General features: G+C 41.6%; 17 protein-coding genes. 2 read left to right on the top strand and 15 right to left on the bottom strand.

Features of this window, described 5'->3' with window-relative positions; translation table 11 throughout:
• Window positions 1-60: 60 nt before the first annotated feature.
• Entirely contained in the window at window positions 61-1173 is a 1113-nt protein-coding gene (locus tag LC608_RS23980; protein WP_229555960.1) for a glycosyltransferase family 4 protein, read from the top strand.
• A gap of 146 nt (window positions 1174-1319) precedes the next feature.
• Here the strand turns inward: LC608_RS23980 and LC608_RS23975 are convergent, their stop codons facing one another.
• From LC608_RS23975 to LC608_RS23925, 11 genes are all read right to left on the bottom strand, one after another.
• On the bottom strand, window positions 1320-2330 hold the full coding sequence (locus LC608_RS23975) for an SDR family oxidoreductase (protein WP_229555959.1): 1011 nt from the start codon (window positions 2328-2330) through the stop codon (window positions 1320-1322).
• Between the two features lie 104 nt (window positions 2331-2434).
• Window positions 2435-3280 (bottom strand): alpha/beta fold hydrolase, encoded by an 846-nt coding sequence (locus LC608_RS23970; protein ID WP_229555958.1) that lies wholly within the window; start codon window positions 3278-3280, stop codon window positions 2435-2437.
• Between the two features lie 84 nt (window positions 3281-3364).
• Window positions 3365-4087, bottom strand: coding sequence for an SDR family oxidoreductase (locus LC608_RS23965; RefSeq protein ID WP_229555957.1), 723 nt, complete (start codon window positions 4085-4087; stop codon window positions 3365-3367).
• Between the two features lie 35 nt (window positions 4088-4122).
• Window positions 4123-5316: a thiolase family protein gene (locus tag LC608_RS23960; RefSeq protein ID WP_229555956.1), complete on the bottom strand. Its 1194-nt coding sequence runs from the start codon at window positions 5314-5316 to the stop codon at window positions 4123-4125.
• 301 nt (window positions 5317-5617) lie between these two features.
• Window positions 5618-6673 (bottom strand): class III poly(R)-hydroxyalkanoic acid synthase subunit PhaC, encoded by a 1056-nt coding sequence (gene phaC / locus LC608_RS23955; RefSeq protein ID WP_229555955.1) that lies wholly within the window; start codon window positions 6671-6673, stop codon window positions 5618-5620.
• Window positions 6674-6864: 191 nt separating this feature from the next.
• A complete protein-coding gene (locus tag LC608_RS23950; protein ID WP_229555954.1) occupies window positions 6865-7041 on the bottom strand; it encodes a hypothetical protein in 177 nt (58 codons plus the stop codon).
• Between the two features lie 101 nt (window positions 7042-7142).
• Window positions 7143-7529, bottom strand: a complete 387-nt coding sequence (locus tag LC608_RS23945) for a poly(R)-hydroxyalkanoic acid synthase subunit PhaE (RefSeq protein WP_229555953.1) — start codon at window positions 7527-7529, stop codon at window positions 7143-7145.
• Window positions 7530-7658: 129 nt separating this feature from the next.
• A complete protein-coding gene (locus LC608_RS23940) occupies window positions 7659-8228 on the bottom strand; it encodes a general stress protein (protein WP_229555952.1) in 570 nt (189 codons plus the stop codon).
• A 142-nt stretch (window positions 8229-8370) separates the two neighbouring features.
• A complete protein-coding gene (locus LC608_RS23935) occupies window positions 8371-8577 on the bottom strand; it encodes a high light inducible protein (RefSeq protein WP_229555951.1) in 207 nt (68 codons plus the stop codon).
• A 263-nt stretch (window positions 8578-8840) separates the two neighbouring features.
• On the bottom strand, window positions 8841-10541 hold the full coding sequence (gene crtO, locus LC608_RS23930; RefSeq protein WP_229555950.1) for a beta-carotene ketolase CrtO: 1701 nt from the start codon (window positions 10539-10541) through the stop codon (window positions 8841-8843).
• A 219-nt stretch (window positions 10542-10760) separates the two neighbouring features.
• Window positions 10761-12590 carry a P-loop NTPase fold protein gene (locus tag LC608_RS23925; protein ID WP_229555949.1) on the bottom strand — a complete coding sequence of 610 codons (1830 nt, stop codon included), beginning with the start codon at window positions 12588-12590 and terminating at the stop codon, window positions 10761-10763.
• 956 nt (window positions 12591-13546) lie between these two features.
• Between LC608_RS23925 and LC608_RS23920 the strand changes: the two genes are divergently transcribed.
• Window positions 13547-15013: an MFS transporter gene (locus LC608_RS23920; RefSeq protein ID WP_229555948.1), complete on the top strand. Its 1467-nt coding sequence runs from the start codon at window positions 13547-13549 to the stop codon at window positions 15011-15013.
• A 76-nt stretch (window positions 15014-15089) separates the two neighbouring features.
• Here LC608_RS23920 and LC608_RS23915 read toward each other — a convergent pair whose 3' ends face one another.
• The 4 genes from LC608_RS23915 to LC608_RS23900 form a co-directional block, all read right to left on the bottom strand.
• The gene (locus LC608_RS23915; protein WP_229555947.1) at window positions 15090-15818 is read right to left on the bottom strand and encodes a DUF72 domain-containing protein; all 729 of its coding nucleotides are present in this window, start codon (window positions 15816-15818) and stop codon (window positions 15090-15092) included.
• A gap of 218 nt (window positions 15819-16036) precedes the next feature.
• Window positions 16037-16798, bottom strand: a complete 762-nt coding sequence (gene ubiG / locus LC608_RS23910; protein WP_229555946.1) for a bifunctional 2-polyprenyl-6-hydroxyphenol methylase/3-demethylubiquinol 3-O-methyltransferase UbiG — start codon at window positions 16796-16798, stop codon at window positions 16037-16039.
• A 246-nt stretch (window positions 16799-17044) separates the two neighbouring features.
• Window positions 17045-18313 carry a carbamoylphosphate synthase large subunit gene (locus LC608_RS23905; protein WP_229555945.1) on the bottom strand — a complete coding sequence of 423 codons (1269 nt, stop codon included), beginning with the start codon at window positions 18311-18313 and terminating at the stop codon, window positions 17045-17047.
• Between the two features lie 334 nt (window positions 18314-18647).
• A complete protein-coding gene (locus LC608_RS23900) occupies window positions 18648-19520 on the bottom strand; it encodes an isoaspartyl peptidase/L-asparaginase family protein (protein ID WP_229555944.1) in 873 nt (290 codons plus the stop codon).
• Between the last annotated feature and the right edge of the window lie 2 nt (window positions 19521-19522).

Genomic DNA, 19522 nt, shown 5'->3' with positions numbered 1-19522 from the left:
ATTATTTTTTGTCGTTAGTTAAAAAACAAAATCTTACAACTTAAATAGGACTGATATATTATGAAAGCAATTATTGTAATGCCACTGGCCGAGCAACGAGGTGGCGGTGAAATGATGCTTTGGGATTTAGTGCAGCAGGGACGTAACGCTGGTGTCGAGTGGCTGGTGATCTTTTTAGAAGACGGCCCGATGGTTGAACAAGTAAAGTCCCTTGGCATTGATGCACGAGTTGTGGAAAGTGGACGTTTGCGCCAAATCCACCGTTTTATTGCTGCCGTTTTTCGGATAGCTGCGATCGCCCGCCGCGAACGTGCAGATATAATTGTCAATTGGATGTGGATTACGCATATATCTGGAGGTTTGGCGGCGATGCTGGCAGGGTTACCTGCTGTATGGTATCAGCTAGAAGTGCCTAGCGATAAAACTTGGTTGGTGCGAATCGCAACTTTAATCCCAGCCCGTGCAATTATCACTCTCTCCCAAGATGGTAAGCAAGCACAGGCAGAGATTTGGCCTCACAGACCAACACCCTTAGTTTATCCTGGTGTCGCATTAGACCGATTTGAGCCTAATGCTTTGCCGTCTCCAGAAGAAGCACGGCGAAAACTGGGCTTACCTTTACACGGGCCATTGATTGGAATCGTTGGGCGATTGCAACGATGGAAGGGAATGCACGTATTGGTGCAAGCAATGCCAAAAATTTTACAGAAGTATCCCGATGCTCATTGTGTAGTGGTTGGCGGTAAGCACGATTTAGAACCAGATTATGAGGACTTCTTAAAAGCAGAAATCGCTGCATTAGGCTTGAAAGAGCAAGTAATTATGGCTGGGCTACAGCGTAATATCCCGGAGTGGGTGCAGGCGATGGATGTATTTGTTCATGCATCAGATAAAGAGCCGTTTGGGATTGTGATTATTGAGGCGATGGCGTTGGGTAAACCTGTGATTGCTGGCGATGCAGGCGGCCCGACGGAGATTATTACCGATGGCATGAATGGATTATTAACACCTTACGGTGATGCAGAGAAATTAGCGATCGCAATTCTCCGTTATCTTGACGAGCAAGTATTTGCCCAGAGTGCCGGAGTCGCTGCCAGACAACGCGCCCTCGATTTCTCAACGCAGAATTATGCTCAAAATTTTATTAGTGTACTTCGTTCTGCTAAAGCTTGATCCTCAATACTGGCAAGGGGAGAAGAGAAGCTGTTCTTGAGAGAAGAATTAATTACTGAACAATAACCCTCTTGGCTCCCCCTGCCCCCTGCTCCCTGCTCCCCTGCCATCAAAGCGATAGGATCTTTTTTTAATTGGAAGCCCTTTTATCCTTGCTCTTTGATTACTTGAGCTACTAGCAACGCTAATGCTGCTGTACCAGCGATCGCACCCCACTGAAGAACCGGATTTTTTTCTAGCCAGTCGGAAACACTAGGTATAACTAAGTGACCATAATCACCGTTAACTCTGTCGTCTTCAGCAACAGGTTCGTAAAAATTATTTGATGCATCTTCAGATTTCGGCTCGGAACTATGCTGTAACTTGAAGCCAATAAGCAGTAACAGTGAATCTACTAATGGTGGTGAGATGCGCTGTACCAAATCTAAAACTTTAGCTACATCCCCAACTAAGTAGTCACGAGTTGGATGTTCGGCTACATAGAGGATAGCATCAGCTACAAGTTTAGGTTCGTAGTAAGGTGGTACCCCGGCAGGCTTTACGCCTAATTTTGTCCGGCCATTGTTCCAGAAGGGACTGTTGATCACTGCTGGCTTTACACTTGTGACGCTGATAGGCCATTTTTCATGTTGCAACTCAACGCGCATCGCTTCAATAAAACCTTCGACCCCATGCTTGGCTGCCGAGTAAGCACTTTGGTAGGGGAGCGATCGCGTACCTTCAACTGAAGAGACATGGATCAATGCCCCCCGTCCCTCACGCTTCAGATGGGGTAGGGCCGCCATTGCACCATACACCTGTCCCATCAGATCGACATCAATAACATGCTTAAACTCTTCTGGTGTTGTATTGTCGAAAGTGGCAAAGATGCCGATGGCGGGGACATGTACCCATGTATCGAGTCGCCCGTAGACTTCCACAGTTTTATCTGCGATCGCCTTAACTTGGTCAAATACTTGTACATCGGCCACAATATAAGTTGCCTCGCCGCCAAAGCTGCGAATCTCTTCCACTAAAGACTTTAGCTTCGACTCACCACGAGCGGAGACTACCACTTTTGCCCCGCGTCTAGCAAACTCAAGGGCTGTGATCCGTCCGATACCACTGGAGGCTCCAACTACGGAAACGACCTGTTGATTGATTGGCTTTAATTGCATTAGTGTTACTCCTTAAAAGGGATTGGGGATTGGGGATTGGGGATTGGGTACTGGGGATTGGGAATTAAAATTCATTCCTAGAGTCCCTAGTTCCCAGTCCCCATTCACAAATGACAAGCAAGAAACTGGTTCAACGCGTCGCTAAATAATTCGGGACGCTCGACTTGGGGTAAGTGGCCAGAATTGGGTATCAAAGCTAGGTGTCCTTGCTTTAAACGGCTGACTGCATCTTGAGCTTGGTAATTTGGCAAAACTAAGTCATTAATACCCCATACAACCAGGGTCGGCATCTCTACCTTTGGTAGGTAGTCGAGTACTATTTGCTTCTGTCCTAATACATATACTTGAGAACGCAGTATGGATAAATTGGCTTCTAAAAAGCCAGGAAGCAGCCCCATTCGCTCTTGTTCTGCTAGCCATGCGTTGGGAACTTGCAAGGGATTAGCAAAAAGTAACGCCGCCCGTGACCAAGCCCTTTGCTTTGCGCCCAAAGGTGTTTTGCTCCAGGCGATCGCTAATTCTCCGTACAAGGGTAAAGTCAAATTTGCTAGAAATGGGTTGACCACTTGGCTAAATCCCATACTGTCTACCAGTACTAATGCTGGTACCCGTTCGGGATTTGACAGCGCAAACCGCAGAGCAATCAAACCACCTAAAGAATTGCCTACTAATACTGCTCGTTGAATTTCTAAAGCGTTGAGAAAATCGGCTAAGAATTCTGTCAAAAATTCCAGCGAATATTCACGCTTGGGTTTAGCACTATCCCCGGAACCTGGGAAATCTACGGCTATAACACGATGTTTAGTTCCTAGAGCAGGTATTACCCAAGACCAATCAACAGCGCTATCACCCACTCCATGTAGCAGCACTAACGGTGGATCATCATTACCCCCTGCCAAGTAGCGAATATTAAGTCCACTTACATCTATTTGCCGCTTTTCAAACCCCATGTTCACAGTTACTCCTACTATTTTAAATTTGTCATTTATTAAGGACTGAGATTTTAATTCCTAATCCAATACCCCATGCCCTACTCATGTATAATGAGCGCCGTTGACTCGGACAACTGTACCAGTGACGTAGCTGCTAGCTATTGGCGAGAGCAGAAATGCTACTGCCCAAGCAACCTCCTCTGGTTTCCCAAAGCGAGACAGGGGAATCTCAGACAAAATCCGTTGCTTGACTTTATCTGAAATCGGGGTGAGCATATCAGTCTCAATAAATCCCGGTGACACAGTATTAGCCCGCACTCCGTAACGCGCTGCTTCTAGAGCCAGAGATTTTATCAAGCCAATGGTTCCTGCCTTGGATGCTGCATAGTTTGTCTGACCGATATTTCCGCGATCGCCAGAAATTGAAGTGATACAGACAACAGAGCCAGAACGCCGTTCGTACATCTTGGGAATAACGGGTTTTAAGGTGTTGTAGACTCCTTTCAAGTTAGTGTCGATTACTGCATCCCAGTCTGCCGTTGTCAGTTTTGGGAAAAAATTGTCTCGCGTAATTCCAGCATTAGCCACAACCCCGTAAATTGGGCCAAGTTTCTCTTCAACCTTTTCTGTCACTGCCTCCATAGCTGCTTTATCGGTGACATCAGCTGAGATTGCCAAACTCCCAATCTGCGGATTGTAATCGCTGCGGTAGGTGTAAGCTACTTTAGCTCCCAACTCCAAAAGCAGATTGACGATCGCAGCTCCGATTCCCCGATTACCGCCAGTTACCAAAACCACTTGATCTTCCAATCCCAAAGATGTCATGAGTCAAACCAATTCAAAATTTCACAACGCGGACGCTATCTCAGCCTCTCCAGTGCGATCGCAGTACCCCCACCAGTGCCGTGACAAACTGCTGCTAATCCAAACTGCCCATTTTGCTGCTGCAAAGCGTTGAGCAGTGTTACTAAGATTCGCGCTCCTGAAGCCCCAATGGGATGTCCTAAAGCGATCGCCCCGCCATAGACATTTAATTTTTCATAAGGAACGCCCAACTCCCGATTGAACAAGACATTGCTTATAGCAAATGCTTCGTTGTTTTCAAACAAATCAAAATCGTAAATTTTCATTTTGAGTTTGTCTAAAAGCTTGTTCACTGCCAAGATGGGAACTTCAGGGAACCGCCAAGATTCTCCTCCTGTCCATACTCCACCAATCAACCGTGCTATAGGATTGAGTTGGTAGCGTTCTACTGCTGTTTTACTTGCCAAAACTAGAGCTGCCGCTCCATCGGATATTTGACTGCTGTTACCAGCCGTGAACACGCCATCTGATCTGAAAGTAGGCTTCAGTCCAGCAAGAGTTTTTAAAGTAGTTTCGGGGCGAATTCCTTCATCTTGATCTACAACTTGTAAACCTTTCTTACCTGCAATCTCAATTGGTACAATCTCTTGTTTAAATAAGCCTTGCTCAGTCGCTTGGGCTGCTCTAGCTTGCGAAAAGAAAGCTACTTCGTCCAACTCCTCCCGCGTAATTTGGTAAGCAGTTGCCAGTTGTTCTGCTTGCTCTCCCATCGTTTCGCCACTGATGGGATCGGTGAGTCCGTCTTGGAGTAAAACATCGGTGAGTTGTTCTGGTGAACCTAATAAGGATTTGTATCCCCATCTAGCTCGTTGCGATAACAAAAACCCGGTTTGGGACATAGATTCCATGCCTCCAGCAAGTACCATTTGGGCATCACCAGAACGAATCGCACTAACACCGTTAATAGCACTCATCATTCCCGATGAACACACCATATTTACTGCATATCCGTTCACCTTCTGCGGAATTCCAGTTTTGAAAGCTGCTTGACGAGGTAATGACTGTCCATGTCCGGCGCTAAGTACATTACCAAAAATATACAAGTCTAAAGCTTCTCCTGATACTCCCGCTCGTTCTAAGGCTGCACGCATGGCGATCGCACCTAAGTCTACTGGAGACAAATCTGCTAAGACACCTCCAAACCTACCAAGCGGTGTGCGTACTGCTGAGACAATATAAGCTTCTTCCATACTTATCATCACGTTGGTGAATTCAAAATGAAAATAATGAAATAAATATGATATGAATTTTTAAGCAAATTCCTATTTACGGATTTTTTGAAAAATTGCTTTTAATTGAATTAGTTATTTTGCAAAAATTAGTGCATTTAGAAAACAAAATTAATTTACTTAACAATAATTTACAATAACTTTTTTACTAAAAAATCAATCTTTAGAAGTAAATACTAGTATAGTCGTCTACCTAAAGAAAGGACATTATATTGAATAATTTTGTGTTCTAGAGTACAGAATTTTTGAAAAAATCAATATTTTATTCTCGCGTCTTTAGCCAATCGGCAATCGTTGGCGGTAGGTCTTTTTGAACTTTGCTGCTCACATACATACCAATATGTCCAACTGGAAACGATCGCACTGTATAGTCAACACTGCCAACATATTTCTCAAGAGCTAAGGATGATGCTGGTAAAACTAGATGATCCTGTTCGGCATAAATGTTTAAAATTGGGATGCGGATATTTTTCAAATCCACTCGCTTGTTGCCAATCTCAATCTGACCTTTAATTAACTTGTTTTCTTGATAGAAGTCCTTAATGAACTGTCGAAAAGTCTCTCCAGCTTGATCTGGACTGTCAAAAATCCACTTTTCCATGCGGAGAAAGTTGATCAGCTTGTCCTCATACTCAACAATCTCTAGAATATCAATATACTTTTTGACACCCAACTGAAAAGGCTTCAGCATTACGAAGACAAAGTTGAGAAAGTTGCCAGGAATGTTACCTAAAGTGTCAACCAGGAGATCGACATCTAATCCTTGTGTCCCTAAACTGCTTCCACTCCAAACATTGAGAAGTCCTTCATTGATGTGAAAATCAACTGGCGTAACCATAGTAATTAGGTTTTTTACCTTTTCTGGGTAAAGGGAACTGTAGCAAAGACTGAAGGTTCCCCCCTGACAAATTCCCAATAAGTTAATCTGCTCTAAGTTGTGGCGGGAGCGGATGACATCTACACAGTTATTGATATACCCATTGATGTATTTATCAATAGTGAGCCAGCGATCGTCTTGATCAGGATATCCCCAGTCAATCAAGTAAACGTCTAGACCAAGTTTGAGTAAATTGGCAACAAGCGATCGCCCCTCCTGTAAATCTACAATGTAGGGACGGTTAACTAACGCATAAACAATTAGGATCGGAATATTAAACAAGTTTTCCGCCTGTGATTGGAAGTGATACAGTACTACCTTGTCTTCCCGGTAGACTTCTTGCTTAGGCGTCACTCCAATGTCAATCTCTTGTTCGCGCAGGCGGTTGAAGGTATCTATGCCATTAACTAGCTTTTCGATTAGTTCGATAGACTCGTGCATCGTTTTTTGATAACATTTTGGATGAGAAAAAGGAAAGTTCAAACCTCAGAAAAATATGGCAGTACTTTTACCCAAATAAGGGTTTTTCAGAAACTAAAAGCACTACCATATATTTTGCTGAGGATCGTGTTATATGTGAAATTCTTCAATGTCATCAAAAAAACAAAAATTTCCTGTTTAAATAAATAGGGTTAGAACCGAATAAGCCCGTAATAAGCACTTGCAGCCGCTATGATAATTGTTATAACTCCCAGTGATATGCTAAGTAGAAATTGGGCAGAGGTTTTTTTGTTGAGAGCTTCTTTGCTTCCACCTTCGAGTGTTGTCCGTTCGGTATTGTTAGAATTGGTTACGTTATCAGTGTTCATGTTCTTATCTTATTTAATTACTTATTACAATTTCGCCTCTAATCCCAAAAACCACATCTAGCTTTAGGACTAACAAAAAAGGTAGAAATAACTAAATGAAATTAAACCTTGGTTTCATCCACTTGATTACAAATCGGCACCTCAAGCTTCTTACGAACTCCTTCTAGCATCTGTTGTTGTTCAAGCCAATAGCTCATGCCTACCTTCAAGAATTTCCCTTGAATTGCCTGGGCATCTTCTGAACGGAATTTCTGTGCAAATTCTCGGTCAAATATATTACTCCAGACTTCCAGAAACTGTCGCCAATCCTCAATTGTTTCACCCTTGGTTTCGTAAGAGGCTAACTCCTGCGTCAGTTCCGAAAATGCCTTTATCCAAATATCTGCCAGCACTAACTGATAGTCAAAGCTAGCTTGGGATAGCTGAATTAAGGCATCAAATGTTTTCAGCAGTTGGTTAATTTCACAGGTTTGCTGCTGTGTACCCATTAGGTTTACTCCGTTATTTTTCCTAAGATAATCCGCACAATAACCGCTATAAGAATTCGTTAAAAATTCTGGATTAAATGCACAGATATAGCAACACCTGTGAAAAACATTTTTGTTATGAACAAAATGCTAATTTCCCTCACCATTTGAAGCCTGCGCGGAATCATAAACGCCCCAATATTCAATACCCCGATCGAGTAATATTGGTTCAAGGCGATGAATTTCTTCTTTTGAGCCTTCTAGTATGAGCAAATAATAACTCTGCTGGAGGCGATCGCTATAAACTCTGGCTCTCTCTTCAGGTATGCCTAAATCGCCTAATGCCTTCAGTAAATTCTGATTTGCTGCGGCTCCCACAGCAACGCCTCCCACGCTGCTCACTAATGCTACACCTACAGAACCGGCTGCTAGCACGGCTCCTAAACCGGGAAGTGCCAGACTGCTCAAACCAACTAACACGCTACCCCAAGTACTTGCTGTCAGCGCCTCTCTTACTGCTCCGGTTGTATTGACATCTTGATCGCCAATGCGATCGCTTATCTGGGTTTCACCTACGCGATCGCCCTGATCCGCATCTTTAGCAATGACAGAAACTTTCTCCATAGGAAAGTTTGCAGTTTTCAATTCATTAATTGCTTGCTCTATTCCTTGAGAATTAGCAAATACTCCTAATGCACGTATTGTATCTTTAGTTATCATATTTTCTCCTTCCCAATTGTATTAGTGCGTCCATTTATAACCTTGGTATTAGACTTTACATTACCAGTAGGTTAAGTACTAAGAGGCTACTAAGTTGTTCTTTATTGATTTCCCCCAAGGGGGGATAAATATAAGCGAAGATTTAGCGAACCAAGTGGAGTACGTCACGTACTAAGCTATAGCCAGCTAAATCCCAAAGTACGTAAGAAATAAAGCCAATCATCGCTAAACGCCCATTCCACAATTCTTGTTGGGGATTCCACCCAATAATCCATGCATTGCGATCAACGCCATTATAGGCTTTAGCTTCAGTAGATAATTCAATTGTTTTATTAGTTTCAGTTGCCATTGCAAATATTCTTTAATAACTCTCCTACACCCACATCTTAGTTACTATTACGGTTGCAGTTCTCTGTCTATTGGGGAATCTGAAAGCGCCACAGGAAGTATCTGTAAGCATTTTATTGACTTTTGATAGTTTCGACTAAGGAGCATCAAGAACTTGCCTAAAAACCTTACAAAATCTCATCTGTAGCCGTTTAGCGACTTCAGACTCAACTTTCAAATGAAGCAATATCCTGATGCTATTTACTTTTTTTTACAAACAGCTTCTTAGTCTGATTCACTCCTCAAGACAGATGCGAAAGCAGATTTAATTGAACCTCCCGCTTCCTTGATTTTCTGGGCGATAGGTTGTTCATTATGCAAAAACACACGCGCACAGTTGCGTCCTGGTAAACCGGAAATTGAACCACCCGGATGAGTTCCAGCACCAGTAAGATACAAGTTATCAATTGGTGTTTTGTAGTTAGCTAATTCCGGCAACGGACGGAAGCAAAGCATCTGTTCTAAGGTCATATCAATATGGTAATAATTACCTTTGTAAGTCCCTAGCCGTTCTCCCAACTCAGCCGGACTTTCTACATGACGGGCGATGATTGAATGTTGCAGATTAGGTGAATACTGCGCGAGTTTATTAATCACCTTGTCTGCAACTTTGTTTTTCAGTTCATCCGTCCAACCCGTACCTTTTAAACCTGTACCGTCTGCACCAGCAATTTGATAAGGTGCAAAAAACTCTATCCATAATGTGTGTTTACCCTCCGGTGCCATCGATGGGTCAAGTCCGGTAGGCATCACCACATACATCGAGGGATCTTCATCAGGAATTTTGCCCAGAGTAATCAGACTATGAGCTTGTTCTACATGATTCACGGAATCAGCAATCAGAATAGAACCCATCAGATAATTATCTTGGTGGTTGTGGTGTACGAAACGCAACGGTTCAGATAAAGCACAATCGATTTTGAGGATGGTTTCATTGTTGTTGATGATGCGGCGGTCTAACCTTTCGCGCAAGTTGCCATCGGCATTATCGACATCGTTACTATCCATTAATTGCAAGAATAAGCGTTTGGCATCAATACTTGAAATTACACCTTTATTCGCACGATATTCTTTGCCACCAGCAACCCGCACACCCACAGCTTTACCATTATCTACCAATACTTTCTCTACCCTTTGGTCGGTGAGAATCGTACCACCTTGACTTTTTACCAGCTTCACCAAAGCTTCTACAAGTCCACCACTACCACCACGCGGTCTTGCCATACCGGGATTATGACGCAACATCATCATCATCGCCCCAAAGGACATAGCTTTTTGTGAGGGAGGGGAACTCAGTTCGGCTGAGAGTCTAGCCAGAGGTGCTTTGACAAACTCAGAATCGAAATACTCGTTAATATTATCTGTGGCACTGCTGAGTAGGGTACGGAGTAAATCAAGGGTTGTGTTAGAGCCACCTAGAAGGGAAAATAGGTCTTGCAGACTATTGAGATTGTAATTACCAGCAATATCAACAATTGATTTAGGGGGTGCATTGAAGAAAGGAGCAATCCCTGTGATAAAGCGCTGCCAAAAATCGGCATATTCAGCGTATTTTTCAGCATCCCGCTGACTGTAACGGGCAATTTCCGCACAAGTCTTTTCCACTGATTTGTGAGCTAAGAAATACTTTCCATCTGGATGGGGGCAAAAGGCAACTGGATCGCAGCTAAGATATTCCAAGCCGTACTTATGCAGTTCTAACTCTTGGATAACTGGCCCTAAGAAAATAAACAGATGGTTAATCGCGCAAGGACTAAATTTAAAACCAGGTGCTTCATCAGGGATAAGTTCTTCAGTTGTAGAACCGCCGCCGGGGAGCGATCGCCCTTCTAATAACAGGACGCTGTAACCAGCTTTTAGCAGGTAGCCAGCACAAACTAAACCATTATGACCAGCGCCAATAATTACAACGTCATACGATTCCATGAGTGCAACGTGTGGAGTAAAGTATATTCCCTGATATTAGAAAGTGCTGAAAATATCTAAATCTTTCGTGGGTTATAGAATATTTATATATCTAGTGGTAGTGTTTTTATCACCAATAAGTAAATTTATTTTTAACCCACTTTGTTGTAAGCAACCAAGAAACACTATAAATAAATAAATCCAGATTTTATATTATTTATAGCTAGTATCACTTTTTACCTACATTTTGGTAGTCATTTCTTCTAGTTCTTTGAGGTGCTGTGCGTTCACAAGCCATTTAGCTTCATAGTTAGATTTATCTGAACCATATTGACTCTGTTGCTCTTTTAGTGTTGCAATTTCATGATTAATTATTGGTAATGCTTTCCCTTGGGTAATTACTTTTTTTAGCAACTCAAATCGTGATATTTCATTAATTTGATGCAAGAGTTGCGAGATACAACGACTAATAATAACTTCATTGCCAAAAGCAAGAATGCTATGAGATTCATCATGTTGAGATAATAATTCCTCGCTTATATCCAACAAAGCTTCTACAACTGAAGGGATGTAATTCACAGGAATTTCTTCAGGGGAATTTTCTAGCTGTTCTATAAACACCCTGGCTTGCGTTGTGCCGTTTGGAAGTTTTTGTTTAGCAAGTTCTATCAAATAATTTCTAAATTTCTCTGTATTTTCAGCCAAACCAAGGATAATTTTTATCTGAATATTAGATAATTCACCTACTGATAACGACAGACGAAAGTAAATAGGAAATATTTCTAAACTACACACACGTAGCTGTTCGCGCCATTCCAACTCTTGCTTTTCATCTAGATAAGTATTACCCAAAATGAATTTTAACTTAGGAAAAAGGTGCATTAGCAGGTTTTTAACAGGCTGCTTGTCCTCATCTCGTAGTTGAGCAATCCAGGTACTCAGAAGATTTTTGAGTTCGTCTATTGAAAGGTTTACGTCTCCTAGAAAAATATGAGGATTTTGATGGATTATACTATATATCTTTGGGCAAAAGACTCGCAAAGACTCAATAGCAATAAAATCAACAGCGTTTACTTCATCCTTTACTACTGGATACGTGACTGTTAAAGCGTTAATCAGACGAGTAATATCGCGGATGTTAGTAATAAAGTGTTCTATTCCTTGAAAGTAAATATCACCCCAGCGAGTTTGGCTGATTTGGTGTTTTGGTGTTTGATAAAATATGTTATCAAGTTTTTCAAAAAGCAGCCTGCGAAGTGAGGTTTTATCAGGAATAGGTAGCTCAAAACTAACTTGAATAATTTTTTCTAAGTATGCTTCTTCAGATATTTCTTTAGTATCTGCAACTGTTCTCATTACAACTTCTTTATCAAAAACCAGAAGATAGACAACATTAGTAAAATTTCGCATTGCTTTAAAAATACGAAATAACTGCTTGATATCTTCCGCAGCCAACCGATCAATATCGTCAATTGTTACAACTATTCGCCGTTGCTGCTGTACTAAGGTATCTTCTACTTCTTCTTTTAATTCGGCAGCGTCCTTGTTCTTCTCGTCCAATAATGCTGCTAATGCCTTGCCAGTTTGAGCATAAGGTAGAGGAATGTCTGAAATAATGGCGGCAAAATCAGCTAATCTCTCCTTCAAACCTTTTGATACGGATGACTCTTTGCTTAAAACGTTTTGTAATTGCTCAAAAAAGCGCCTTGTGATATTTTCGTGTCCAGAGAATAACCAGGGATTAAAAGGAACGATAATTGGTTTCTCTTCCTCTGGCTTTTGCTGAAGATAGTGAACTACAAAGTTTAATAATGTAGATTTGCCAGAGTTCCAAGAACCGTAAACTGCAATAACGAAACCTTCAGGAAAGGTCATTTTACAAATACTGTCCGCTAGATACTTGGCAAAGTTCGCATGTCCTAGTATGTCTTTTTCTGGATCAACTAAGGAGCTATCTGCCGATATATCGTTAATTTCCGTCTGTGCCATAAAAAAGTTTTTTACTGAAGTTGCGATCGCCTGCGGCGGGGCATAGCCCATCGTTGCACATTCCGTAAGATGAGCAATCATACCTCACGATAGAAATTTCCAGCGAATAATTTCCTCATGGCTTATGCAATTGGTTACATATTAGGTATTTAGCATCGGTGGAATTAGCAGTTTGAGTAGACAAACAGCGTCGGAGTGGTAATCCTATCTCCATGTCATCTAGTAAAATTACTTAAAGAAGTTCAACTTAAACCCCAATCCTAACTATTGGTATATAAATTCAGTTTTATTTATGTCTATGTGTACTAGTGCCAGCTAAATTTTAAGACTCTTCTGCAAAAGTATTAATTCTTAAGAGTGAATTTGGCAAATATAGATTATTTTCTTGTCACAAAATACTAATTACCTGCTAAAAATATTTATATAAGGAAGTTTTAAGCGAAATCTGTATACATACAATTAAACTTATGTCAACCAATTGGCTTTTTTGATTAGAAGCCCAAGAGGTTGTTTGAAACGCCCTCTTGTCGGTATCAAAAGTTATAGATCCCCCTAAATCTCCCTTAAAAAGGGGGGCTTTGATTCCGGTTTCCCCGTTTTTTAGGGGGGTTAGGGGGGATCAAAAGTGCCTAAAATCACAGTGAAAAACTTTTCAAACATCCTCTAAGCGTAGCTATATGATGCCTGTTTTTTCTGCAAAAGCAACCTATAATCAATACTTACTATGAACTAGGGCATGTTTTTAAACCCTTAGATCCCCCCAACCCGGGATAAATTGGGGGCTTTAATAGACTCTGATGAAGCCTTTTTAAGGAGAGTGCGTGTTACCTTGCGGTTTCCCCAGCAAGTGGCGTAGATTTACGGGCATCTAAAAATTTAGGAGGCAAAGAAGTAATTTGAAAACACACTCTAGTCTTTTGCCCAGGCAAGGGATTGCAATGCGTTAAAGCTTATTTGATGAAATATTATATAAGTTTTGCTACTTATGGCTAATAGTAGCTATAAGAATTTAAATGTTTAAATATTGATTAGATAATATGGTTCAGTCCCAAGAAGATGACATTTCAGCAGAGGCTAGTTCTCTTCCCCCTGTCCCCATTCAAGAAATCTCTGAGGATAGGGCATTAACGGAGACGGTACTTTTTCCAACTCCGAAACTGTTTTTGAAAATTTCTAAGCTAGAAATTCGCAAAAGCCTTATAGCATTAACTTATGAGAGTGTCTTTGCTACGATTTTTTATAGTGTCATCGGCGGTGCCTTGCTCAGTAATTTCTTGCTAGAGTTGGGTGCTGGGCCAGTACAAATTGGTCTGCTGGCCGCTATACCTCAGATGGTGAATCTGCTGCAACCACTGGGAGCGTATTTGGTGAACCGAACTACCAGCTTTCGCTGGTATTTCTTGTGTATTTTCATCCCATCGCGGTTGGTGTGGTTCATTCTTTTGCCAGCGATTGTGTTAGTTACTTCATCTCATTTGGCTGGATACCAAGTAGTGCAGTTGACTTTGGCAATTCTCTTGGTAGGTAATATCATTGAAGCTTTCGGTCGTGCGCCTTGGCTTGGGTGGTCTGCTGTGTTAGTACCTCAACGGTTGCGGGGGCGATATTTCGGTTTTCGCAATAGTCTTGTCGGCTTGACTAACCTTGTTGGTGTGCCGTTGCTAGGTTTAGCAGTATCGGTTTGGCCTGGTGGAACACTTGAAGGCTATGGTGCAGTCTTGATTTTAGGAATTTTGCTGGGATTGATCAGTCAAATGTGTCAGTTCTGGATGACCGATGTCAACCCGCAGCTTTTACTAGCCACGGGTTCAGACACATCCCAACCGCAGTCTGAAGGAATAGATTTTAGCTTTCTCAAAGATGCTAATTTTTGCAAGTTTGTACTTTACTTGAGTATTTGGTGCTTTGCTGTTAACATCAGCGCTCCCTTCTTTAACCTCTATATGCTAGATAACCTGGATATAGATATTAGTGTGGTAACGATTTATCACGGTTTAGGAACTGGTGCGAACATGCTTATGCTGCTTTTGTGGGGGAAACTGGCCGACCGAATTGGGAATCGTCCACTACTGCTATTAGTGGGAGTCTTGGTAGCGGTGACACCTCTGTTGTGGCTAGGAGTTGGAAGCGATCAAATTTCTTTTTGGATCTGGTTACCCTTGTTGCATATACTAGCTGGCGCGACGTGGGCGGCAATTGATTTGTGTACCAACAATATGATGATGGGAATATCACCCGTGCGTCATCAATCTACTTACTTTGCGATCGTAGGTGCAGTTGCTGGTATAACTGGAGCAATGGGTATCAGTGTTGGTAGCTTTCTAGCAACTCTGCCTGGTGCTGCGGGTTTGCTAGGGCTGTTTGTTCTCTCAGGCTTATTACGAATGGCTGCACTTGTGTTTTTGGCTTTTGTTCAAGAGCAGCGCTCAGTACCAGTGAGTCAGCTAATGCGAGTCCTGTTTCCCATCAGGCCGTCGCCTAATCTGATTGAAGTTAAGGAATAAGTTTTTAACTATTAATAGGGGCAGGGTTTGCCTTTTCTTGCCTGCCTCTAATATTAAGTTCAGACCAATACTTATTTCAACAACATCCCAGCAAAATATACAATTTCTGAGCATCACGAATAGCATGTCCATTGGGGTCGTTATTGAAGTACACATAAACGTTAATTCCCTGTCTAAGAAATGAACGGATACGCTCGGCCCATGTAGATAACTCTTCATCGCTGTAGCCAACATTCCATTGCCCACTGTGCATACGGATATATGTCCAAGGAGTAGTTAAACACACATCAAGAGGAACCGTTGGGCTTACAGGTAGGCAAAGGGCTACACCTGCACTTTCTAGTAGTTTGTAAACTTGGGGAACTAACCAGCTTGTGTGGCGGAATTCAACCGTAAATCTTTGTTTTGGGTAAGTTTGAAGTAATTCCAAAAATGGCTGAAGACGCTCAAGATTAATGTGCCAGGTATGAGGAAATTGGAATAAAATAGGGCCAAGCTTTTCTTGCAATCCAGATGCACGTTCCATCAGACGAGATAGCGGTTCTATCGGGTCTTTTAACTTCTTCATGTGGGTAAGATAGCGGCTACCTTTGACGGCAAAAACAAAATTAGATGGTGTTTGTTCGTGCCAATTTTCAAACACAGACCGTTCTGGCAAACGATAAAAAGAAAAATTAATTTCTACAGTGGCAAAATGTTGAGCATAAAATGAGAGTTGCTGCTCACTAGGTAAATGTGGCGGATAGAAAATATCCATCCAATGTTTATAAACCCAACCACTAGTACCGATTTGCAACTCACTCATTTAGCTGCTTTTTCTCCTTATTACATTATTAAATATTAAATGAAGTCAAAAAATAATATTTTATACCAATTTTCTGTGAAGCTGGACATTATTTTGACCCCTCCCAACCTCCCCTTGGGGAGGTGCCGCAGGCGGTGGGGTTCTTTCTATGCCTCTTCATAATGGCACTATACTTAATTACTATAAAATTTACACCTATAAAATGAATTTATATTTCATCAACTTAGCTTAACGCCTTTGCCAATGTAGCAGACAGAAGTATCATTATTAATTTTAATTTCAAATAATTCTGTTTTCTCACCTTTGCTTTGATTATTTAAGCCCTTAAGCAGAACATTTTTTAATGTTTTAAAGTTAGTACCACCCGTCAAGTCAAATCCTTTAATTTCAAAATCTCCAAAGCCAGCCATTTCCATTACTTCTTCGATTTCCTGGGGTTTGATAAACTTCTTCCAGTCGTGAAGTCCAGATGGTAGATGCTTTAAAGTATCTTCTAAAAGCCAGAGCATTATAAATTTAGATTTAAAACTTCTATTAATTGTGTCGAACAAAAAGAATCCATCTTTTTTTAAAACCCTATAAGCTTCAAAAATAACTTTTTCCCAATCGTCAACATGCTCTAAAACGTCAAAGCACAAAACAACATTAAAGCTATTTTCTTGATAAGGAAGATTTTCAGCTATGCCACGTTGATAATCAATCTTTAAATTATTTATTTTAGCATGTTCTTGGGCGGTTTTAATTGAATTCCAGGATAAATCTATTCCAGAGACATCAGCGTTTAGATTGGCTACATATTCACAAGCTAATCCTCCTCCACAGCCAATATCTAAAACTCTCAGTCCTTTCCAATCGGGCACATAATTGGAAAAAAACTCGAATCTTGACTTGTTAAGATGGTTAGACAAATATAAAGTTTCGTCTTCCTTCCACCATTTGTCTGCATTCAAATCGTAGTATTCTAAGTTATTTCTCTTCATTTTTTTTATCAACTGTATAAATACGAAGTTAATTACTTTAAAGGATATGTGATATCCAATATTTCCTGAACTCCCTAACCCCCTTAAAAAAAAGGAGAATAAGAGTCTCAAAATTTCCCTTAAAAAGGGAAATTTTAAGCGTGATGTATATAAAAAATTTTGGCATTCTTTTAAGACTTAGGCAAAAAACACCAGATTTTATGATAAATAGGGCTGTCTAACGTCAGATATCAACAGTGGTGCTGTTTAAGAGAGCCATTGTAATCCCTTATCCTGTAATTTCTGCTCGATATGCTGCATTTCCTGGATAGTTTCTCCAGTAACGATCGCATAAAGTTCGGTGTATATTTTTCCGTATTTGACTTTCTCTAAAGCCGACAGGATGATCAAGTCCTTGCGATCTAGTTCTGGTTTTAAGCTGACTAAAATTGAATCCAACGTTCCTTCCATACGGTAGTCACTGGAATATTTAGCTACTTCCTTTCCCAGTCCTAGTAGAGTATTACGTTGCAAGCACAACGGAGTCGAACCGTTGACTCGAAAATTAGCGTCGATCGTATAAAACTGTCCGTCTTGATCTTCCAGCACGTCGAAGCCAATTACGCCAAAATAACCCTGTTTGTGAGCATACTGGCCAAGGTTGGCAATCATCTCAAAGAACTTGCTCATGTCAGTATTGCGGTAGTCAATCAGTCCTCCTAAATAGTTGCCTTCTGGAGTAACGAGTTGGCCAGTAGTGCCGATGAGGGTTATCTCTCCTGCCTTGTTGATATAGAACTGTACGCAGTAATTCTGCACCTCATTCTTGACGAACTCCGAGACAATAATCTGATCGAGCAACTTAATATTGAGATATTTCTTAATTTCTTCAAGGCAGTAGTTCAAATCGCTGGGACTTTTGATGATGTAAGTGCCTTCTCCTGAGAGTCCGTGGGAGGTTTTAATTAAATATGGAAATTGTGGTAATTGAATGTCTTCGAGATTGACTTGGTGCAGATTATAGCTCTCGTATTTTGGACATTGCACCCCCAATTCGGCTAGGGTTACTTTGCTGAGTAAGCGGTAATGAGTGTCTGGATCAACAGCGTGTTTTTCAGGTTTGAGGTGATCAAAGGGGAATAAACTAGTGAGTTTGTCAAAGCGTTCGCTGTGGCTGAGATCATCCAGATAAGTCGAGCAATCCATCATTTCAATATTGGAGTGGCTGAAGCCTAAATGCTCTTGCCAGTAGCCAATTAGCGGCTTTGGCGGCTGAATAATCACAATTCCAGGAATGCGATCGCCTAATACAGCCAGATTTTTCCAAGGTTCTTTCTGACAAATCTTGTCAAAGGAGGTTTTGGTGGCTTCACTACTGCCATCTTGAAGAAAATATTTGTTCCGGTTGGGGTAAGCAGCCCAACTGCCAGTTGCAGGGTAATTTAAAATAAACCCATAAGATGCATCTGTGATATCTTGAGCAAACAGATCAGAAAGAGTACTCCCTTGAAAATAATGAAAGTCGTATTTTGACATTTACTCCTCCGAGAAACCGCATCCCTTAGTGGATGCGGTTGTTTATATTAAATAAGTTTCCTGGATTTCTAAGTAACACCAACTTGAAAAAACAAAGCTGTAATTTAGCTTTATTAATTACCCATTACCTTAGAGGATGTTTGAAAAGTCTAATTTATTACTCACCGGGCGACTAGAAGTCGCGGCTATACAGACAAAACCCACCTCCGTGGGTTAAAAACCCTTGATTTTGCATTAGTCCACGGAGGTGGACTTTGCTTGTATAGTAGCGAACTCTATTCGCCCAATACTTTTCAAACATCCTCTTGCGTAGCCCATTAGGAATTGGTATGAGTTATTTCTTGGTGAAGACAGCCACCTTGTCTTGTCCTTCGGTCATATAAGCACAAGCCATGTGTGATGAGTTATACGCCCAGCCAACGCGTCCTTGACGGTCTATGAGGATGCACCCAGCTTCACCTTTAACCTTAGAAATCAAAGCGTCAATTGCCATCTGTGCTGCTTCGTCTGGGTGTCTGTCTCCACTCAAGAAATCAATCGCAGTTTTAGCCAAAACCACGGGAATAATCGACTCGCCATCACCTGTTGTTGAGCAACCGCCGATTTTATTATCAGCGTACAAGCCACAGCCAACAAGGGCAGTGTCACCGACGCGACCTTGTTGCTGCTTCGTAGTACCACCAGTTGAAGTGCCAGCAGCTAGGATGCCGCTAGCATCCAAAGCCACACAACCTACAGTGTTGGGGCGATCAATAACTTTTTGATCCTCCTTCCACTCCTGCCACTGTTCATCAGCTATCAAGTCATCTTTTTTACACATTTCGGCTCCGGAGTCTATGGCAAAGCGTTCTGCGCCTCGCGCCACTAGTAGCCTGGGTTTGTCATCCATAACCTTCCGTGCTACTGAGATAGGATGGCGTATACCCTGAACTGCTGCAACTCCTCCCCAACTTAATGAGCCTTCCATGATCGCCGCGTCTAACTCCACCTCTCCATCGCTGTTGAGAGTTGCCCCAAGACCGGCGTTAAATGTCTGGTCAGTTTCCAGAACTCGAATAGCTGCTTCAACAGCTTCTGCGGCGCTACCTCCACTGATTAGCACAGCCCAACCAGCTTCTACTGCTGCTGTACAGCCTGCATTGTTGGCTGCAACTTTATCGTCTGTGATCGTTTTTGCTCCACCGTGAACAATGATGGTCGGTATCATAT

The sequence above is a fragment of the Nostoc sp. XA010 genome, from assembly GCF_020829625.1.
Classification (GTDB): domain Bacteria; phylum Cyanobacteriota; class Cyanobacteriia; order Cyanobacteriales; family Nostocaceae; genus Nostoc.
The sequence above is the reverse complement of the archived record's forward strand: the minus strand, read 5'-3'. Positions and strand labels throughout refer to the sequence as shown.